Raw genomic sequence first — 16,964 nt, forward strand, 5'->3', positions numbered from 1 at the left:
ATTTATCGGCTTTAGAATTCACAATCCTAACTGTTTTCTGTCCTGCTTGGAAAGCAATACAGGTTCAACAAGTTCTGGAGCCAATAACGGTATACTGCGTTTTGCTTCACGTTGACGAATTCGCTGCCAAAACAGCAGCAATAATTGGCAATACTTCTTAATCGCTTTTTGACTGCAGTTTGCCTGCGGATAAATAACCCAGCAATGATAAATCTCGGCAATTACCTCGCCGACAGAAATAGTCATACTCTGACGTGCTTTTAGTTCAGCCAGCATTATAGTTTCTCTGAGGACGATAAACAATTGCTGCAAGCGAAATCCATCCCCATACTGACCGAATTTCAACTCTGCTGTCAGTAATTTTCTGCCGCTGTCCAATAATGGAAACAGCATAGAAAAGGCTTCTACAATTCCATGACGGGTCGCCGCTAAGGCTGATACTTGGCCGACCATCTTAATTGCTCTGTTCCAAACCGGAATGTCGGCCCGTACTCCCGCAGCTTCAATCACCACTAAAAATATTTGAGTTGCCAATTCGCTCTTGGGGTTAAGGCATGCCGCTCCCGCAGCCTCTCCCCACTCGCGAAACAGGATACTCAGAGCATCATCGGTAAGAACATCACATTCTATCAGTTTATGCACCAGCGGCGTAATAATTTCAAACGGCGTCATTCCATTATATCTGATGATCCTATAAAGCCAGGCAGACAATACGCCAACAATAGTTCCAGACGCTGAACTTTGCGGAATTTCGGTAATCCACCCGGACATTCTAACAACCAATTCACGCCATAAGTCAGCATCCTGCCGGCGTAAGGCAAGAATGCCGGTAACCTGCAGAGCCTGAAGTATAGCGACCCCCGCAGGATTGTTATCACACTTCGTCCGATCGGCAAGAGCAAATATACATGTAACAGCTTTCGAAAGTATAAATGAATATTTCTTTTTTACTGCTGTGGTACTAATTACAGTCAACTGTTCTGCCGCATCAGGCAAAGCCTCTGCGGGCAAACACCGAAACAAAGGATGAAACCCGTCCATAATAATGCCGGCGAGTTCCGGCTGCCTGTTGTGAATTGCAACAACACAAAGTGACATTAGACGAGCTGCCTCATCAACCCGGAATAATTGAGAACCAAAGGCAAGTTTCAATAAATCCACCAACTGATAGGTAACAGAAGCATCCCCAGCGGCGATACTAGTATGAAGGAGACTATATAACTGACGTAAGAGCTTCGTTTCCGCCTTTTGATCCCGCTGTCGCCGCTGTATCAGTTTGTTCAATTTTGCAGCCGCAAGTTTAATCTTCCAATTCCACCTGCGGCTGCGATGCCACAATGCTGCAGCAGCCAAAAGCAGAATGCCGGTAACGGATACTATCCACAGCTCCATAAAAGCCCCCGCTTTTCTCTCATTTGATCAACTGATAGCTTTATCTGGCATTAATTTCTCCCTGATATACAATACCTTGCATGGCATCCACAGTAACTATCATGCCATCGCTTAGGCATTTCGTAGCAGACTCCACACCAACTATTACCGGCATTCCATAGCTTACGCCCACAATGGCGGCCTGGGAGGTCAAACCGCCTTCTTCGGCAACAATGGCCGCTGCCTTGGCAGCAAAGGCAGCCGTTTCTTCATCCACACTGGACAGTACCAGGATATCGCCTGGCACAAATTTTTCTTCAAAATCCTTTAATGTCCGGGCAACACAGACTTTTCCGGTTACTGCTCTATGGCAGATTCCAGTTCCCCGCAGCAGGATGTTGCCTACGACATGTACCCGAATCATATTCGTTGTTCCCACTGTCCCCGCCGGCACACCGGCCGTGATCACTACCAAGTCGCCATCTCGAACTGCACCGGCCTTTAAAGCGCTGTTTACCGCATTGCTGACCATATCATCCGTATTGCCGAAGCTCTGACCCAAAATCGGATGTACGCCCCATAAAAGCAGCATCCGCCGCACCGTTTTCTCATTCGGCGTCACGGCAATAATTTCAGCTTGCGAACGATATCTTGAAACCATTCTGGGAGTATGGCCGCTTTCTGTTGCAGTAATAATCGCAGCAGCTCCCAGTTCATGAGCAATCTGGACAGTGGCATGACTAATCGCATCCGTAGTTGTATGCTGCGGCAACCTACCTTTAGCCAGCAATATAGTCCCATAATTCAAAGCCGCTTCGGTACGAACTGCAATCTTTGCCATCATCTCCACCGCTTCTACCGGATACTTGCCGGAAGCAGTTTCTCCGCTCAGCATGATTGCATCCGTTCCATCCATAATGGCATTGGCAATATCACTAGCTTCGGCTCTGGTTGGACGGGGATTGACCACCATAGACTCCAGCATCTGAGTAGCCGTAATAACCGGCTTACCGGCTTTATTACATTTTTCAATTAACATTTTTTGCACAAGAGGCACTTCTTCAGTAGGAATCTCTACTCCCAGATCACCCCGGGCCACCATAATCCCATCAACAACTTTTAAAATTTCATCAATGTTTTTTACGCCCTCAGCGTTTTCAATTTTGGCTATAATATCCATTGCGGCCCCGGCCTCTTCCAAAACTTTCCGAATAGCCAGGACATCAGCCGCTCGCTGCACAAACGATGCTGCGATAAAATCCATATTATTCTGTACGCCAAATAAAATATCCGCCGTATCCTGTTCCGATAAAAACGGCAAATTTACACTCACCCCCGGTACTGCGACCCGTTTACGATTGCTCATCTCGCCGCTGTTCAGCACCGTTGTGATAATATTCTGGCCTTCAATCGCGTCCACATGGAGACTAACCAAGCCGTCGGAAAGCAATATTGTATCTCCCCTGCTGACTTCCTGCGGCAGCAAATTATGATTGACTGATGCAATATCTTTAGAGCCATCAATATCGCTGCTTGTTAATACAAATTTCTGACCTTGAGATAAAAGCACTTTTCCGTTAGTAAAATTCCCTAAACGCATTTCCGGCCCCTTGGTATCCAGCAAGAAGGCTATCGGCTTTCCTGCCTGCTGCGCTGTCTCCCGCACCATAGCGATCCGTTTGGCCTGTTCCTCATGTGAACCGTGGGAAAAGTTAAACCGCGCCACATTCATGCCGGCCTTTATCATCGCCGGCAATATTCCTGCTTTATCGGTACTGGGCCCCATTGTACAAATAATTTTCGTTTTTTTAAACATAACACACTCTCCTTGGCTCTCATATCAAATTTTTACTTGACAATATTTTGACATAAAATTACCTGCGCTTCGTCAGCTTCCGACTCTAAAACCAGAATTTCATACGACCCGTCGCCAAGCATAGACATGACACCTATCGGCCTGATCTGGGCAAGAATTCCCTCGCTATCAAGAAGATTTTTCAGCATCTCGGCCTGGGTACGATTTTGTGCAATATAGATAACCGTCCACATTATATTTCCTCCTGTAGCCTAATTTATTAGATACAATTGCTTTTCTTCATATTAAACTGTATTCCTGCTAAAAATAAGATTATATGGCGAACTCGTTCAGCTAAAGCCGAACTGCCGCTTATAGAAGGATCAGCCCTGTGCTGTGAATAAAGGGTCCCGGTTAGCAGCAAACAGCTACACAGGACCCGTCCGGATATTATTGTTTGCCTTTTTTTATTTCCTGAATCAGTGCCGGCAATACCTCCAGCACATCGCCGACAATTCCATAATCCGCCACTTTAAAAATTGGCGCATTTTCGTCTTTGTTGATCGCGATAATAATATCGGCAGAACTAATTCCTGCCATATGCTGAATCGCCCCGGAAATACCACAGGCGAAATACACTTTGGGGCCAACGGTTTTCCCTGTTTGCCCGATTTGATACAGCGCCGGCTTCCAGCCCGCATCAACCGCTGCTCTTGATGCTCCGACCGCCCCGCCAAGGACAGCGGCCAGTTCTTCGATCAGAGCGAAATTCTCCGATTTTCCTAAGCCCCGTCCACCGGAAACAATAATTTCCGCCTCTTCCAAATTGCAGGATGCCGTACAAACCTGAATAGTTTCGATGAATTTAGTCCGAATATCCTGAGAAGTAACTTTACTGGGAACCCGGATGATTTCACCGCTGCGGCTTTCAGCCGGAATTGGGCGTTTGAAGACTTTAGGACGCACCGTACCCATCTGCGGGCGATGATCCGGGCACAAAATAGTTGCCATTATATTACCGCCAAAAGCCGGCCGTGTCCATGCTACCAGTTTTGTTGCCGCATCAACCCCTAAATCAGTGCAATCCGCCGTTAAACCCGTACCAAGCCGGCAGGCTACCCGCGGTCCCAAATCCCGGCCGTCTACAGTTGCTCCCAGCAGCACAACCGCTGGCTTATAAGTACGGATCAAGTTGGTAAATGTAATTGTATAGCCGTCGGTATTATAATGTTCAAATTCTTTACCTTCTACCAGATACACTTTGTCGGCCCCGTTAGCAAAAGCCGCTTTGGCCAGCTGCTCCACCTGATAACCGACAATGACGGCCGCCAGTTTCTGTTGCAATGCATCAGCCAGCTTACGGCCCTGTCCCAGCAGTTCATAGCCCACACTTTTTGCCTTACCGTTATTTTGTTCTATATAAACCCAGACACCCTGGTAGTCGCGTTTATCCATAGTAACAATTTTATCTTCAACTTCACGCCGGATGGCCTTCACCGGACAAACATCAATGCAAGCACCGCAGGCCGTACAAACCTCGGTAATAACCGCCTGGCTCCCATCCATAGCAATTGCACCGAACGGACACGTACTGACACAGGCACCGCAGCCGCTGCAAGTATCCTTCTTTACATTCACTGCCATTTTTTTACCCCCGTTATATAATTTTTGCATCCATGAGTTTTTTAACCAAAAGCGCTGCCGCACCTTTAGCCGTATCCGCCTGGATCATTTCTCCCTGCACACGCCGCTTCGGGGTAAATATGCGCCGTACCTGAGTCGGCGATCCCTTGATTCCGATACGCTGCCGATCCACGCTGACATCCTCGCTGGTCCATACGGGAATTTCTTGTCGATTAGCCCGCATGACTCCCTTTACACTGGAATGGCGGGGCTCATTGATTGATTTGACAACTGTGATTAGCAGCGGGAAAGGGGCTTCGATCATTTCATAGCCATCTTCATGCTCCCGTTTTATTCGGGCAATACTGCCATTTACCTCAATACCTGCCGCACAGGTAACCTGAGGAATTCCAAGATGTTCGGCCAATTCGGGACCGACCTGAGCCGTATCGCCATCAATCGACTGCTTCCCGCAAATAATCAGATCATATCGGCCAAATTTCCGCAATCCTGCGGCTAATGTCTCACTGGTAGCCAGCGTATCCGCTCCGCCAAAGCCGCGATCACTCATTAAGATGGCTGCGTCCGCTCCCATCGCCAAACATTCTTTCAGCGCGTCCTTCGCCTGAGGCGGCCCCATAGAAATAACCGTGACATGTCCACCATGCTGTTCTTTTAATTGAAGCGCCGTCTCAACAGCATTCTTGTCAAAAGGGTTAACAATACTGGGAACACCTTGCCGAATTAAGCTGTTCGTCTTGGGATCAATCTTTACCTCTGTAGTATCAGGCACTTGCTTAATACAAACTACTATTTCCATCCGAAATCCTCCTATATGGCTAAAGTTCAAAATAGAACAATTACAGCAAAACATGATATACTAAGAATAATAACACAATCCTGGGAGGAGTGTCATGAATTTTACCATAAAATTAAGGCATTATTTACTCATGCTTACTATCTTTATCCTGTTGGTCATCGAACTTCCGATTATAACTGCCGGATTCCTGGTAAAGCCGGAACCCGGCGATACCATTATCGTCCTCGGCGCAAAATTAATTGGCGGAGAGCCAAGCACAATGCTCCGCCTGAGACTCGATGAAGCCGTCAAATTATATAATCAAGGTTATGCATCAACCGTAATTGTCAGCGGGGCTCAAGGAGCCGATGAAGAATCCAGTGAGGCGCTTGCCATGCAGAGCTACTTAATTTTTCATGGTATCCCCATGAAAGATATCTTACTGGAAGACCAATCCTTCAATACATATCAAAACCTTACAAATTCGCAGGCCATCATGCGTGAACATGGCCTGAAGCAGGCAATTATCGTGTCTAATGCATCTCATATCCACCGTGCCTTAGTCCTGGCGCATCATTTGGGAATCACCGCTACCGGCGCTCCTGCGCCTATGGCTCATAATACCTACCTCACGGCAAAACAATATGCCCGGGAAGGAGCCGCTATGGTTGCCCTGCTGGTGTTTAACAAATAAGCGGACTCACCACAGAACTGTAACGGCTCCTTTCCCCAAAATATTTTCCAAATCGCCGATTGCTTCCGGTGAAGGAGCAATCCAGAATTGTCTTTCCGTTTTAATCACACGATGGCTGTCGACGAGATGGAGATAAACGATGGCCGCGCCATGATATTTTGCAAAGCTTTCTTTTATCTTAGCAAATATCACTTCATTCTCCTGGTGCTTACGAATTTTTATCTGCACCTCGCCGCCTGCTTTTTCCAATAATAAAACAGTATCCGCCATAATTTTAACACTGTCTTCACTAGCGTTCAGCCGGCCTGCCACAATCACCGGCATATCGGGAATCAGCAGCCGGTTGACTTTATTAAATACTCGGGGAAAGGCAATGATTTCGATAGCGTCAAAAAAATCTTCCAGCGTAGCAAAACACATCATATCGCCGGCTTTAGTCGTAATTCGCTTGGCGCCGGTAATCAGTCCGGCCACTCTGACCACTTTACCGTCTTCATATTCCCCGCTAAGCAGTTCTTTTATCATCGGAAATTTTTTCATTTGTTCACGAAATTTATCCAGAGGATGACCGGTTATATAGAAACCGGTCATTTCTTTTTCCAGATTCAGCCTCTCCTCCTGTGGTAGTTCCGGAATATCAGGCAGCACAATATCATTAATACCAGTTAATGTTTCTTCACCAAACAAGTCCATTTGTCCACTGGCTAAATCACGCTGTCTTACTGCCGCAGCATCTACCGCCCGGTCCAGCACGGCCAAAAGCTGAGAGCGCCGGGCAGCAAAGGAATCAAACGCACCGCATTTTATCAAACTTTCGATCACCCGTTTATTCACAACCCGCATATCAACCCGGGTACAAAAATCAACTAAGGAACTAAACTTATCCGCCTTGCTGCGAGCTTCGATAATATTTTCAATAGCATTATCCCCAACATTTTTTACTCCTGCCAAGCCAAATCGTATCGCGTCACCATCAACTGAAAAACTTGCCTTACTGGCATTGATATCCGGCGGTAAAACAGGGATTTCCATGCGTTTACATTCCTCAATATAAAAACCGACCTTTTCATTGGCCCCGCCCATAACACTGGTCAATAAAGCCGCCATAAATTCCTGGGGATAATGAGCCTTGAGATAGGCTGTCTGATAAGCAACAAGAGCATAAGCAGCGCTATGGGATTTATTGAACCCATAATCAGCAAAGTGCGTCATCAGCTCAAAAATTTCAATCGCCAGTTTATCTTCAATATTTCTTTCTCTGGCCCCCCGCAAAAAATCATCCCGCTGGGCAGCCAGGACTTCGTGTTTCTTCTTGCCCATGGCCCGGCGCAGTAAATCCGCTTGTCCTAAGGTAAAACCAGCCAAAGTCGAAGCAATCTGCATAACCTGCTCCTGGTACAAAATGACGCCAAACGTATCCTGCAATATTGGTTTCAGTATGGGATGCAAATAAGTTACCTGTTTTTCTCCATGCCGTCCATTGATAAAGTCGGCTACCATCCCGCTGCCCAAAGGGCCAGGCCTGTATAATGCCACTAAGGGTATAAGATCGGCAAAACTTTCCGGTCTTAGCTCCTTTACCAAATTCGTCATGCCGCTGGACTCCATTTGAAAAACACCAGCAGTATCTCCGCTTGCCAGCATATTGCAAGTTTTTTCATCGGCAAGGGGAATATGATCCATATCTACAGTCTCCCCCCGGTTTGACCGAATCAGCTCCAGGGTATCACCTATAACCGTCAGCGTCCGCAGCCCCAGTAAATCCATCTTCAGCAACCCGATTTCCTCAATGCGGTCTTTATCATACTGAGTCGTCAAAAATCCTTCCGCTGAATTCTGCAACGGCACATAATGCGTCAGAGGCTCTTTGGCAATGACAAGACCGGCGGCATGGGTAGAGGCATGACGGGGCAATCCTTCCACCGCCATCGCCAAGTCCAATAATTTTTTCACTGCCGGTTCCGCTTGATAAGCAGCTTTGAGTTCGGCATTGACGGTTAATGCTTTCGCCAAAGTAATGCCCAGTTCATTCGGCACCAGTTTGGCAATACGGTCAACTTCTCCATAAGGCATGTTGAGGGCACGCCCCACATCACGAATTGCCGCCTTGGCCGCCATGGTGCCAAAAGTAATAATCTGCGCTACCCGATCCGCTCCATAGCGTTTCGCTACATAATCAATCACTTTACTTCGCTTCACATAGCAAAAATCAATATCAATATCCGGCATCGTGACCCGCTCCGGGTTTAAAAACCGTTCGAACAGCAACCCGTAGCGCAAAGGATCAATATTGGTAATGCCCAGTACATACGCGACAATACTTCCCGCCGCCGACCCGCGTCCGGGACCAACGGGAATGCCGTTGTGGCGGGCGTAATTAATAAAATCCCACACAATTAAAAAATAGCTGGAATAGCCCATCTTTTGAATTACCGCCAGCTCGTATTCCAGCCGCGACTTCACTGTCTCATCTACTGTTTTATACCGTCCGGGCAGCCCCTCACGACACAGCTGACGTAAATATTCGTCATCGGTAAGTCCCTGGGGAACGGGAAATTCAGGTAGGAGCAAATGACCGAATTCAAACTTTACATTACAGCGTTCAGCAATTCGCCAGGTATTTTCCAGTGCTTCCGGAATTTCTCCAAAAAGGCCGGCCATTTCTCCGGCACTTTTTAAATAAAACTCATTATTGGGAAACCGCAGTCTCCCCGTATCATCCACCGTTTTCCCCATTTGAATACAAAGCAGAACATCATGGCATTCCCCATCGGTTTTATTAATATAATGCAAATCGTTCGTTGCGACTAAACCAATACCCGTTTTCCTGGCGATTTCAATAAGACGGCCATTTACCTGCTGCTGCTCCGGCAAGCCATGATCCTGTACCTCCAAAAAGAAATTATCGGCGCCAAAAATAGAGCGGTACTCCTCAGCTAATGCTCCGGCACCGGCAAAATCACCTTTGAGCAGCAGTGAGGGAATTTCACCGGCAATACAGGCGCTAAGACAAATCAAGCCCTCGCTGTATTGCCGCAGCAGTTCTCTGTCGATCCTCGGCTTATAATAAAATCCTTCCGTATACCCCCGGGAAACCAGCTCGATCAGATTCCGGTAACCCTGATTGTTCTCAGCCAGCAGAATCAAATGATAATAGGATTCCCCTTCCACCGCGCTTTTTTCCAGCCGTGAGCGGGGAGCCACATAAACTTCACAGCCAATAATAGGCTTGACACCTTGCTTTTCGGCCTCCTTATAAAAATCAATCACTCCGTACATCGCACCATGATCAGTAATAGCCACTGCCGGCATACCCAATTCTTTTACACGCTGAATCAATTTATCAATCCGGCAGGCTCCGTCAAGCAAACTATATTCGGTATGAACATGAAGGTGGACGAACCGACCGTTATAATCATCTTTCATTGTATGTTGCAAGCGAGTAATCCTCCCCTGGGAATGAATGATTTATGAATGCCAGGAACTCTGTTTCCTTTACAAAAATTCAACAAAATAACATGATACTCCTGCACTTGACCGTCTGAAACGCCCTATTCTTTATAAAGAGGAAAGTGCAAACCCAATTATGCTTTGACTTTGCAACTATCGGCAGGTATTCTCTTCTCTATGTGGAAATTATAATGGTTAGAAATGTTTAAAGAGGTGTTGTTCCTTGTATCAAATTGGTATTTTACAACTCACCCAGAACCTTGATGACGCGGTTCAGGGGTTTAAACAGGGTTTAAGCAAATATGGACTGCAAGCCGAATTCCATTATTTGAATGCTGACGGCAATACAGTGGCATTGCCGGATTTAGCAAAAGCGCTGATGAAGCGGCAGGTTGATCTTATTTTTGCCTGTTCGACACCGGCCGCCAAAGCCGCAGCCAACCTTCCCGGAAACATTCCCGTAGTGTTTACCCCTGTGTTTGACCCTGTAGGCGCCGGGCTAGTCAATAATATGGCATTGCCCGGCGGCAAAATTACCGGCGTATCCGGCATGGTGAAATCAACGGATAAAATTGCTTTTATCCACCGTTTACTGCCGAATGCCAAAACGATTGGCGTACTTTATCACACCGGCGACAGCAATGCCCAATTAGAACTTACCCATTTTCAACAAGCGGCACAGGATGAGCTGGAACTGCGGGAACTGCCGGTTCATCAACCGGAAGACCTCTCAAAGCTTTCGGAGCTTTTGCCGGCGGAATTGGATGCTCTCTTTCTGCCAATTGGCCGGATTATTGAAGAAAACTTTGCCACTGTCGTCTATTATACCGATGCCGTCAAGTTACCTATTATAGCCTCGCATGCCCCTAACGTTTCCTTTGGTGCTCTAGGAGCACTGGTTGCCAATCACCATTGTCTGGGAGTAAATTGCGCCGCCAAAGCGGCACAGATTCTTAGCGGCACTGCTCCTGGCTCTATCCCTGTCGGTGTTGTCGAGGAACCTGAAATTCTGCTCAATGATTTTACCGCGCAAAATTTAGGGATTAAACTGCCAATCAGTCTGAAGCTGGCCGCCAAAGAAATTTACGAATAGGATTATTTTTACCTTTTGATTTGGAGATGAAAAATGTGATTTTAACCCAAAATTCTCTTGAACTCCTGGCCCCTGTCGGTACCTGGGAAGTATTGGAGGCCGCAATTTCTGCCGGTGCCGATGCCGTTTATCTTGGTGGTAAACGATTTAATATGCGGATGCATCGGACCGATGTGAACTTTGACGACGAAATGCTGGAACACGCTATTGAATATGCCCACGCCCACAATGTCCGTTTATATGTCACAGTAAATAACTTGATTAGCGACCATGAGCTGGAGACGATGCGCTCTTATCTGCAATTATTAGAAAAGTTACAGCCTGATGCCTTAATTGTCCAGGATTTAGCAATTTTGGAACTCGCCCGCAATTTAAAACTTACGGTTCCCCTGCATGCATCGGTGATGATGAATACTCATAATGAATATGCCGTCCGCACCTTGCAGGATTATGGAATTACCCGCGTGGTAGCCAATCGGGAGATGACGTTAGCTCAGCTTGCTTTATTAAAAGAAAAAACCGGCATCGAAATTGAATACTTTATTCACGGCGATATGTGTATCGCTCACAGTGGTCAATGCATCCATTCCGGTGTCCTATTCGGCCAAAGTTCAAATCGGGGCCGCTGTTTGAAACCATGCCGCTGGCCCTATCAGTTGGTTGATGGGGAAACCGGTGAATTAATTTCCGCTGAGGACCCCGGTCCCTATAAGCTGGCTCTTAAGGACATGTGCATGTACCGGAATTTACCGGAGCTGATTCAGGCCGGTGTCTGCTCCTTTAAAATTGAAGGCAGAATGCGCACCGCTGATTTTGTCAGAAAAATTGTCCGGGTTTATCGTCGGGCTATTGATCGCTATATCGCCGATCCTACCGGCTATACAATTGACGAAAATGATTGGGATGAACTTTATAACCACCGTTCCCGTGATTTTTCAACTTGCTACGCCTTGGGTAACCCCGGAGCGAACGCAATCGGCTACAGCGGTAAACGGGAACCCCGCTTTTTCAGTCAGGCAGTAAAAGAGGCAGGCATGCCGCTTTCTTCCACAGCTTTGCCAACGGCTTCTCCACAACCGGACTTTCACCCAACCCTGGCGGTACGAGTAGCCAACATACAGAGTTTGACTGCTGCTTGTCAAAATGGAGCCGACATTGTCTATATCGCTGGCGAAGCTTTCCGGCCGCAAAAGCCCTGGACTTTGACAAAAATTCAAGAAGCTATCCGGGAAGCCGCTAACTACCAATGCCAGGTAGTCGTCTCTACTCCCAGAGTGACCATGGAACAGGAATGCGGTGAATACACTCAGTTCTTTCATGCTCTAAGCAGGCTTCAGAATAAACCTCAGGGTCTCATGCTCAGTAACATCGGCATGCTGCGGCTTGCTCGTCAGCTTTCCAATGTTCCGGTACAGACCGACTTTTCGTTGAACGTATTTAACCATGTTACAGTAAACTGGCTAATGAACAATGGGGCAAGTAAAGCGACCATATCACCGGAAGCATCGCTTGAACAAGTCCTGGCTTTAGCTGCCAAAAGTCCCTTGCCCTTGGAAATGATTATTCACGGCCCTTTGGAGGCGATGGTTGTGGAACATTCCCTGCCTGCGGCAATACTGGGCCATGACGTGTTCGATAACAGTGCTGCTCTCTTAGATCGTCCTTATGCCTTACTGGATACTGCCGGTCAGCGTCATCCCATCCGCATTGATCAATATGGCCGCAATCATATCCTGTTTGCCAAAGATCTTTGCCTTTTGCCTTATCTGAGCACACTATCCGGTGTAACCCACTTCCGGATCGAGGGGCAGCATTATTCGTCTTCCCAGGTCGGTGCTATTACAGCCATCTACCGGCAGGAACTCACTACTATAAAAGAACAGGCTGCCGATTATCGATTTAACTCTAATAGTCTGGACAAACTGGCTGCCATTAACCCCAGAGAACTGGGCATTGGCGCATTTCGCTACCGGGTATCCCGATAAGCATTTTAAAGAGGGTGATTTTGATGGAAAACTATATTGGCCCATCTGAAATTTTACGTAAAAAAAAGGAATACATGATTCCTTGCGTTTATCATTATTATCATCAACCTATGCAATTAGTGCGAGGAGAAATGCAGTATTTATATGACCATACCGGCAAACAGTATCTGGATTGTTTCGCCGGTGTCTCCGTCATGAATTGCGGACATTGCAATCCTGAGATTACCAAAGCAATCTGCCAACAAGTAAATACCTTGCAGCATACTTGTACCATCTACCTAACCGAAAATATCGTAAACTTAGCCGAACGCTTGGCTCAAATTACTCCGGGGCGTTTACAAAAATCTTTTTTTTGCGCCAGTGGTACAGAAGCAAATGAAGGTGCCGCACTTCTCGCCTCCATTTTTACCGGTCGTAATGAATTTCTAAGCTTACGCCAGGGACTTCATGGCCGGACGAAATTGACCATGAGCCTAACCGGCCTAAGCCTCTGGCGGACCGATACCGCTCCCGTAGGCGGCATTAGCTTTGCTCCTAATGCTTACTGCTATCGCTGCCCCTTTCACAAGCAATATCCGGAATGCGACCTTGCCTGCGCCAATGAAATTGAAACAATCATAAAAACTTCCACATCCGGACAAGTAGCCGCTTTATTTGCCGAACCCATTCAGGGAAATGGCGGCATCATTACCCCGCCTGCCGGCTACTTTAAACGAGTAAAAGAAATCTTAGAAGCTTATGGGATCCTTCTGGTGGTCGACGAAGTGCAAACCGGATTTGGCCGGACCGGTAAAATGTTTGCAATTGAGCATTACGATGTTGAGCCTGATATTATGACTATGGCCAAAGCATTAGGAAACGGCACCCCTGTCGGGGCATTTATCTCCCGGTCTGAAATCGCTGATCAATATACCCGTCCCGGTGCGTCTACCTTAGGCGGCAATCCGGTGACATCTGCCGCAAGTCTGGCCACTTTAGCTTACATCGCTGAGCACAATCTGCCTGACCGAGCTGCTAAATTAGGGAACTATCTAAAGGATGGATTGTACAAGCTGCAAAAAAAGTATCCGATAATTGGCGATATCCGCGGCTTAGGACTGATGGTAGGCGCTGAACTGGTGCTGCCTGGAAAACTGCCGGCCTTTGAACAGGTGGATATCATACTGGAAAAAATGAAAGACCGGGGCTTTTTAATTGGTAAAAACGGACCCAATCGCAATGTCCTGGCCTTTCAACCACCGCTTGTCATCACCTATACTGACCTTGATGACCTATTTAATAATCTGGATTTTGTACTGGCATCCATGCATATCTAAGCTGCGCTTACCCTCGCAGCATTCGCCCGGTTCGTACACTTTTCTGTGTGCGAACTGTTTTTTTTAGCATCTCTGCATGGAAAATATTGTATTGGCGCTGCCGAACTTTTTTTACCCGCTTGGCATGAGCAATAAATACGGTAATAGCTGCCAATGCCCAGACAACAGCAAATATACGGCCAACGGTTGATGCCAGGAATTCCGGTATGGCGATTGAAAACAATGCGAGCATTGCCATTATAGCGATCAGACTAATTAACGAACCAAACTTGCCGGTCTTTTCTTTAAATAATGGTTTCATCGCTGCACTCCTCATATAATAGTTTCTATTGTAGTATATTATTTTATAGCATTAGCTATTACCAGGATTATGCAATTATATGCATGAATAAGAAAGAACACTCCTTAAGGAGTGCCCCGATTAACTTACATCGCTATGTAACGCAACATCATTCCGACTGTTTTACATAAGTTGGAATAGAATAGGCACAAAGTTTTTTATTAATTTCAACTGTAGCCGGAACATACAACAAAACACGTTCGGAAATTTTTTCTACTGTACCGTCAATAACATAACACACACCATCAAGAAAATCACTCATGGACTGTTGCGTAGCATAATCCGTAGCTTCAAAATTAACAATGATTGCAACATTTGTTTTTAAATGGCCGGCACAAAGACGGACGTCCTCATATTTGTGAGGCTCTATCACAATCATTCTCAATTCTTCCGGCATATTGGAATGCACCCGTAAATGCGCCGGTTTGCTTCTTGCGCGTGAAGTCGACGATTCAACGGGCTCTTCAATTGGCATTAAAAAATTTGTCAGTTTATCAAGCAAGCCAACTGCCATATCTCCATCATCCCCCGACACATCATTATATTAATTACCATATTTTAGTAATAATTCGACATATTTTAAATAATTCCTGCATTATAAGAATTTTTTTAATAATCTTGCCGAAATTTTTAATAGTAAAGGATTACTGGTAATTTTAATATTGACAGTTCACAGTTAAGAATTATTCTTTCGTTCCCGTCCCCGGATATGCCGGTCAAGAATCGACTTGCGTAAACGGATACTCTTCGGGGTTACTTCCACAAGTTCATCTTTATTAATATACTCCAAGGCCTGTTCCAAGCTGAGAATTCGCGGTGAAACTAACCGGATTGCTTCATCGGCAGCACTAGAACGCATATTGGTGACATGCTTTTTCTTGCACGGATTTACATCCATATCCGTTTCCCGGGAGTTTTCCCCGACAATTAAGCCCTCATAAACAGCTTGTCCCGGTACAACAAACATGATTCCCCTGTCCTGTACGCTATAAATTCCATAACCAGTCGTTTCTCCCGCTTCAAAAGCGACCAATGCGCCCCGGGTACGTCCTGGTATATCGCCTTTATAAGGCGCATAGCCATGGAATACGTGATTCATAATTCCATTCCCTTTAGTATTGGTTAAAAATTCCGACCGAAACCCGATAAGCCCGCGAGCCGGAATTGTAAATTCCATCCGCAAATATCCGGCCAGCTCTGTCATATTGACTAAATCAGCCTTTCTGGTTCCCAGTCCTTCCATGACAGTGCCCATAAATTCCTGAGGAACCTCAATCGTTAAAAACTCCATTGGTTCACAACGCTGACCATTAATATTTTTATAAATTACCTCCGGTTTCCCTACCTGAAATTCAAAACCTTCCCGCCGCATAGTTTCAATAAGGATCGACAGATGTAGTTCACCCCGTCCGGCCACTTCAAAGGTATCCGGACTGTCCGTTTCATTGACCCGCATGCTGACATTTGTTTCAACTTCCTTAAACAATCTTTCCCGCAGGTGACGGGATGTTACAAACTGACCTTCTCTTCCGGCAAAAGGACTATTGTTTACACTAAAAGTCATCAATAAGGTTGGCTCATCAATATTAATGCTGGGCAATGCCTCAGGATGTTCCGAATCGGCGATGGTTTCACCAATATTCACGTTTTCCAAGCCGGTTATGGCGACAATCTCGCCTAAAGCAGCTTCCTGTGCTTCCACTCGCTTTAAGCCTTCATACGTATATAACCGGCCAATCTTCGCCTTGGTCTGGGTCTCGCCGTTTAAAATTGAAACATTCTGGCCGTAAAACACCCGGCCGCGAATAATTCTGCCAATGGCAATTCTCCCCACATAATCATCATAATCCAACGTAGTAACCATAATCTGCAAAGGTCCTTCAATATCGCCTTGAGGGGCAGGAATTTCGTTGACTAAAAGTTCAAACAACGGAGCCAGATTTTGACTGTCATCTTCCATTTTCAGCTTGGCAATACCATCTCTGGCGGCACAATATACTACCGGGAAATCCAGTTGATCATCATTGGCATCCAATTCCATAAACAATTCCAGCACTTCATCCAGCACATCATCTACCCGCTGATCCGGACGATCAATTTTGTTAATGACGACAATTGGCTTTAATTTTTGTTCCAGTGCTTTTCGCAATACATATTTTGTCTGGGGCATCGGTCCTTCAAACGCATCCACTAACAGCAATACTCCGTCAACCATGTTTAAGACCCGCTCTACCTCACCGCCGAAGTCGGCATGACCGGGAGTATCGACAATATTGATCTTGATGCCATCATGCATGATGGAAGTATTCTTCGATAATATGGTGATTCCACGTTCCCGTTCCAAATCATTAGAATCCATCACCCGTTCGGCGACCTGCTCATTGGCGCGAAATACGCCGCTTTGTTTTAGCATGGCATCCACTAATGTCGTTTTGCCATGGTCAACGTGGGCGATAATAGCAATATTGCGTAAATCATTGCGTTTCATAATAACCCTC

Annotated in this window: 13 protein-coding genes; 4 read left to right on the forward strand and 9 right to left on the reverse strand. The window is 46.3% G+C overall.

The window, feature by feature from the left end:
- Positions 1 to 18: 18 nt before the first annotated feature.
- From ABFC84_10810 to ABFC84_10830, 5 genes are all read right to left on the reverse strand, one after another.
- Positions 19 to 1,392, reverse strand: a complete 1,374-nt coding sequence (locus ABFC84_10810) for a hypothetical protein (protein MEN6413228.1) — start codon at positions 1,390 to 1,392, stop codon at positions 19 to 21.
- Positions 1,393 to 1,432: 40 nt separating this feature from the next.
- On the reverse strand, positions 1,433 to 3,187 hold the full coding sequence (gene pyk / locus ABFC84_10815; GenBank protein ID MEN6413229.1) for a pyruvate kinase: 1,755 nt from the start codon (positions 3,185 to 3,187) through the stop codon (positions 1,433 to 1,435).
- Positions 3,188 to 3,219: 32 nt separating this feature from the next.
- Positions 3,220 to 3,420: a DUF2007 domain-containing protein gene (locus ABFC84_10820; protein MEN6413230.1), complete on the reverse strand. Its 201-nt coding sequence runs from the start codon at positions 3,418 to 3,420 to the stop codon at positions 3,220 to 3,222.
- Between the two features lie 196 nt (positions 3,421 to 3,616).
- Positions 3,617 to 4,810 (reverse strand): electron transfer flavoprotein subunit alpha, encoded by a 1,194-nt coding sequence (locus ABFC84_10825; GenBank protein MEN6413231.1) that lies wholly within the window; start codon positions 4,808 to 4,810, stop codon positions 3,617 to 3,619.
- A gap of 13 nt (positions 4,811 to 4,823) precedes the next feature.
- A complete protein-coding gene (locus ABFC84_10830) occupies positions 4,824 to 5,609 on the reverse strand; it encodes an electron transfer flavoprotein subunit beta/FixA family protein (protein MEN6413232.1) in 786 nt (261 codons plus the stop codon).
- Positions 5,610 to 5,703: 94 nt separating this feature from the next.
- Here ABFC84_10830 and ABFC84_10835 point away from each other — a divergent pair, with 94 nt between their 5' ends.
- Entirely contained in the window at positions 5,704 to 6,282 is a 579-nt protein-coding gene (locus ABFC84_10835) for a YdcF family protein (protein MEN6413233.1), read from the forward strand.
- Positions 6,283 to 6,288: 6 nt separating this feature from the next.
- On the opposite strand, the gene ABFC84_10840 is transcribed toward ABFC84_10835, so the two are convergent.
- On the reverse strand, positions 6,289 to 9,708 hold the full coding sequence (locus ABFC84_10840) for a DNA polymerase III subunit alpha (protein MEN6413234.1): 3,420 nt from the start codon (positions 9,706 to 9,708) through the stop codon (positions 6,289 to 6,291).
- 247 nt (positions 9,709 to 9,955) lie between these two features.
- Between ABFC84_10840 and ABFC84_10845 the strand changes: the two genes are divergently transcribed.
- The 3 genes from ABFC84_10845 to ABFC84_10855 are packed head-to-tail and all read left to right on the forward strand — an operon-like array spanning position 9,956 to position 14,126.
- On the forward strand, positions 9,956 to 10,825 hold the full coding sequence (locus ABFC84_10845; GenBank protein ID MEN6413235.1) for an ABC transporter substrate-binding protein: 870 nt from the start codon (positions 9,956 to 9,958) through the stop codon (positions 10,823 to 10,825).
- Positions 10,826 to 10,851: 26 nt separating this feature from the next.
- Positions 10,852 to 12,810, forward strand: a complete 1,959-nt coding sequence (locus ABFC84_10850; protein ID MEN6413236.1) for a U32 family peptidase — start codon at positions 10,852 to 10,854, stop codon at positions 12,808 to 12,810.
- A 23-nt stretch (positions 12,811 to 12,833) separates the two neighbouring features.
- Complete coding sequence (locus tag ABFC84_10855; protein ID MEN6413237.1) at positions 12,834 to 14,126, forward strand: aspartate aminotransferase family protein; 1,293 nt, start codon at positions 12,834 to 12,836, stop codon at positions 14,124 to 14,126.
- Between the two features lie 7 nt (positions 14,127 to 14,133).
- Here the strand turns inward: ABFC84_10855 and ABFC84_10860 are convergent, their stop codons facing one another.
- The 3 genes from ABFC84_10860 to typA form a co-directional block, all read right to left on the reverse strand.
- Complete coding sequence (locus ABFC84_10860; GenBank protein ID MEN6413238.1) at positions 14,134 to 14,427, reverse strand: hypothetical protein; 294 nt, start codon at positions 14,425 to 14,427, stop codon at positions 14,134 to 14,136.
- 148 nt (positions 14,428 to 14,575) lie between these two features.
- Entirely contained in the window at positions 14,576 to 15,001 is a 426-nt protein-coding gene (locus ABFC84_10865) for a cell division protein SepF (protein ID MEN6413239.1), read from the reverse strand.
- Between the two features lie 141 nt (positions 15,002 to 15,142).
- Complete coding sequence (typA, locus tag ABFC84_10870) at positions 15,143 to 16,954, reverse strand: translational GTPase TypA (protein MEN6413240.1); 1,812 nt, start codon at positions 16,952 to 16,954, stop codon at positions 15,143 to 15,145.
- Positions 16,955 to 16,964 lie beyond the last annotated feature (10 nt).

The sequence above is a fragment of the Veillonellales bacterium genome (assembly GCA_039680175.1).
Classification (GTDB): domain Bacteria; phylum Bacillota; class Negativicutes; order JAAYSF01; family JAAYSF01; genus JBDKTO01.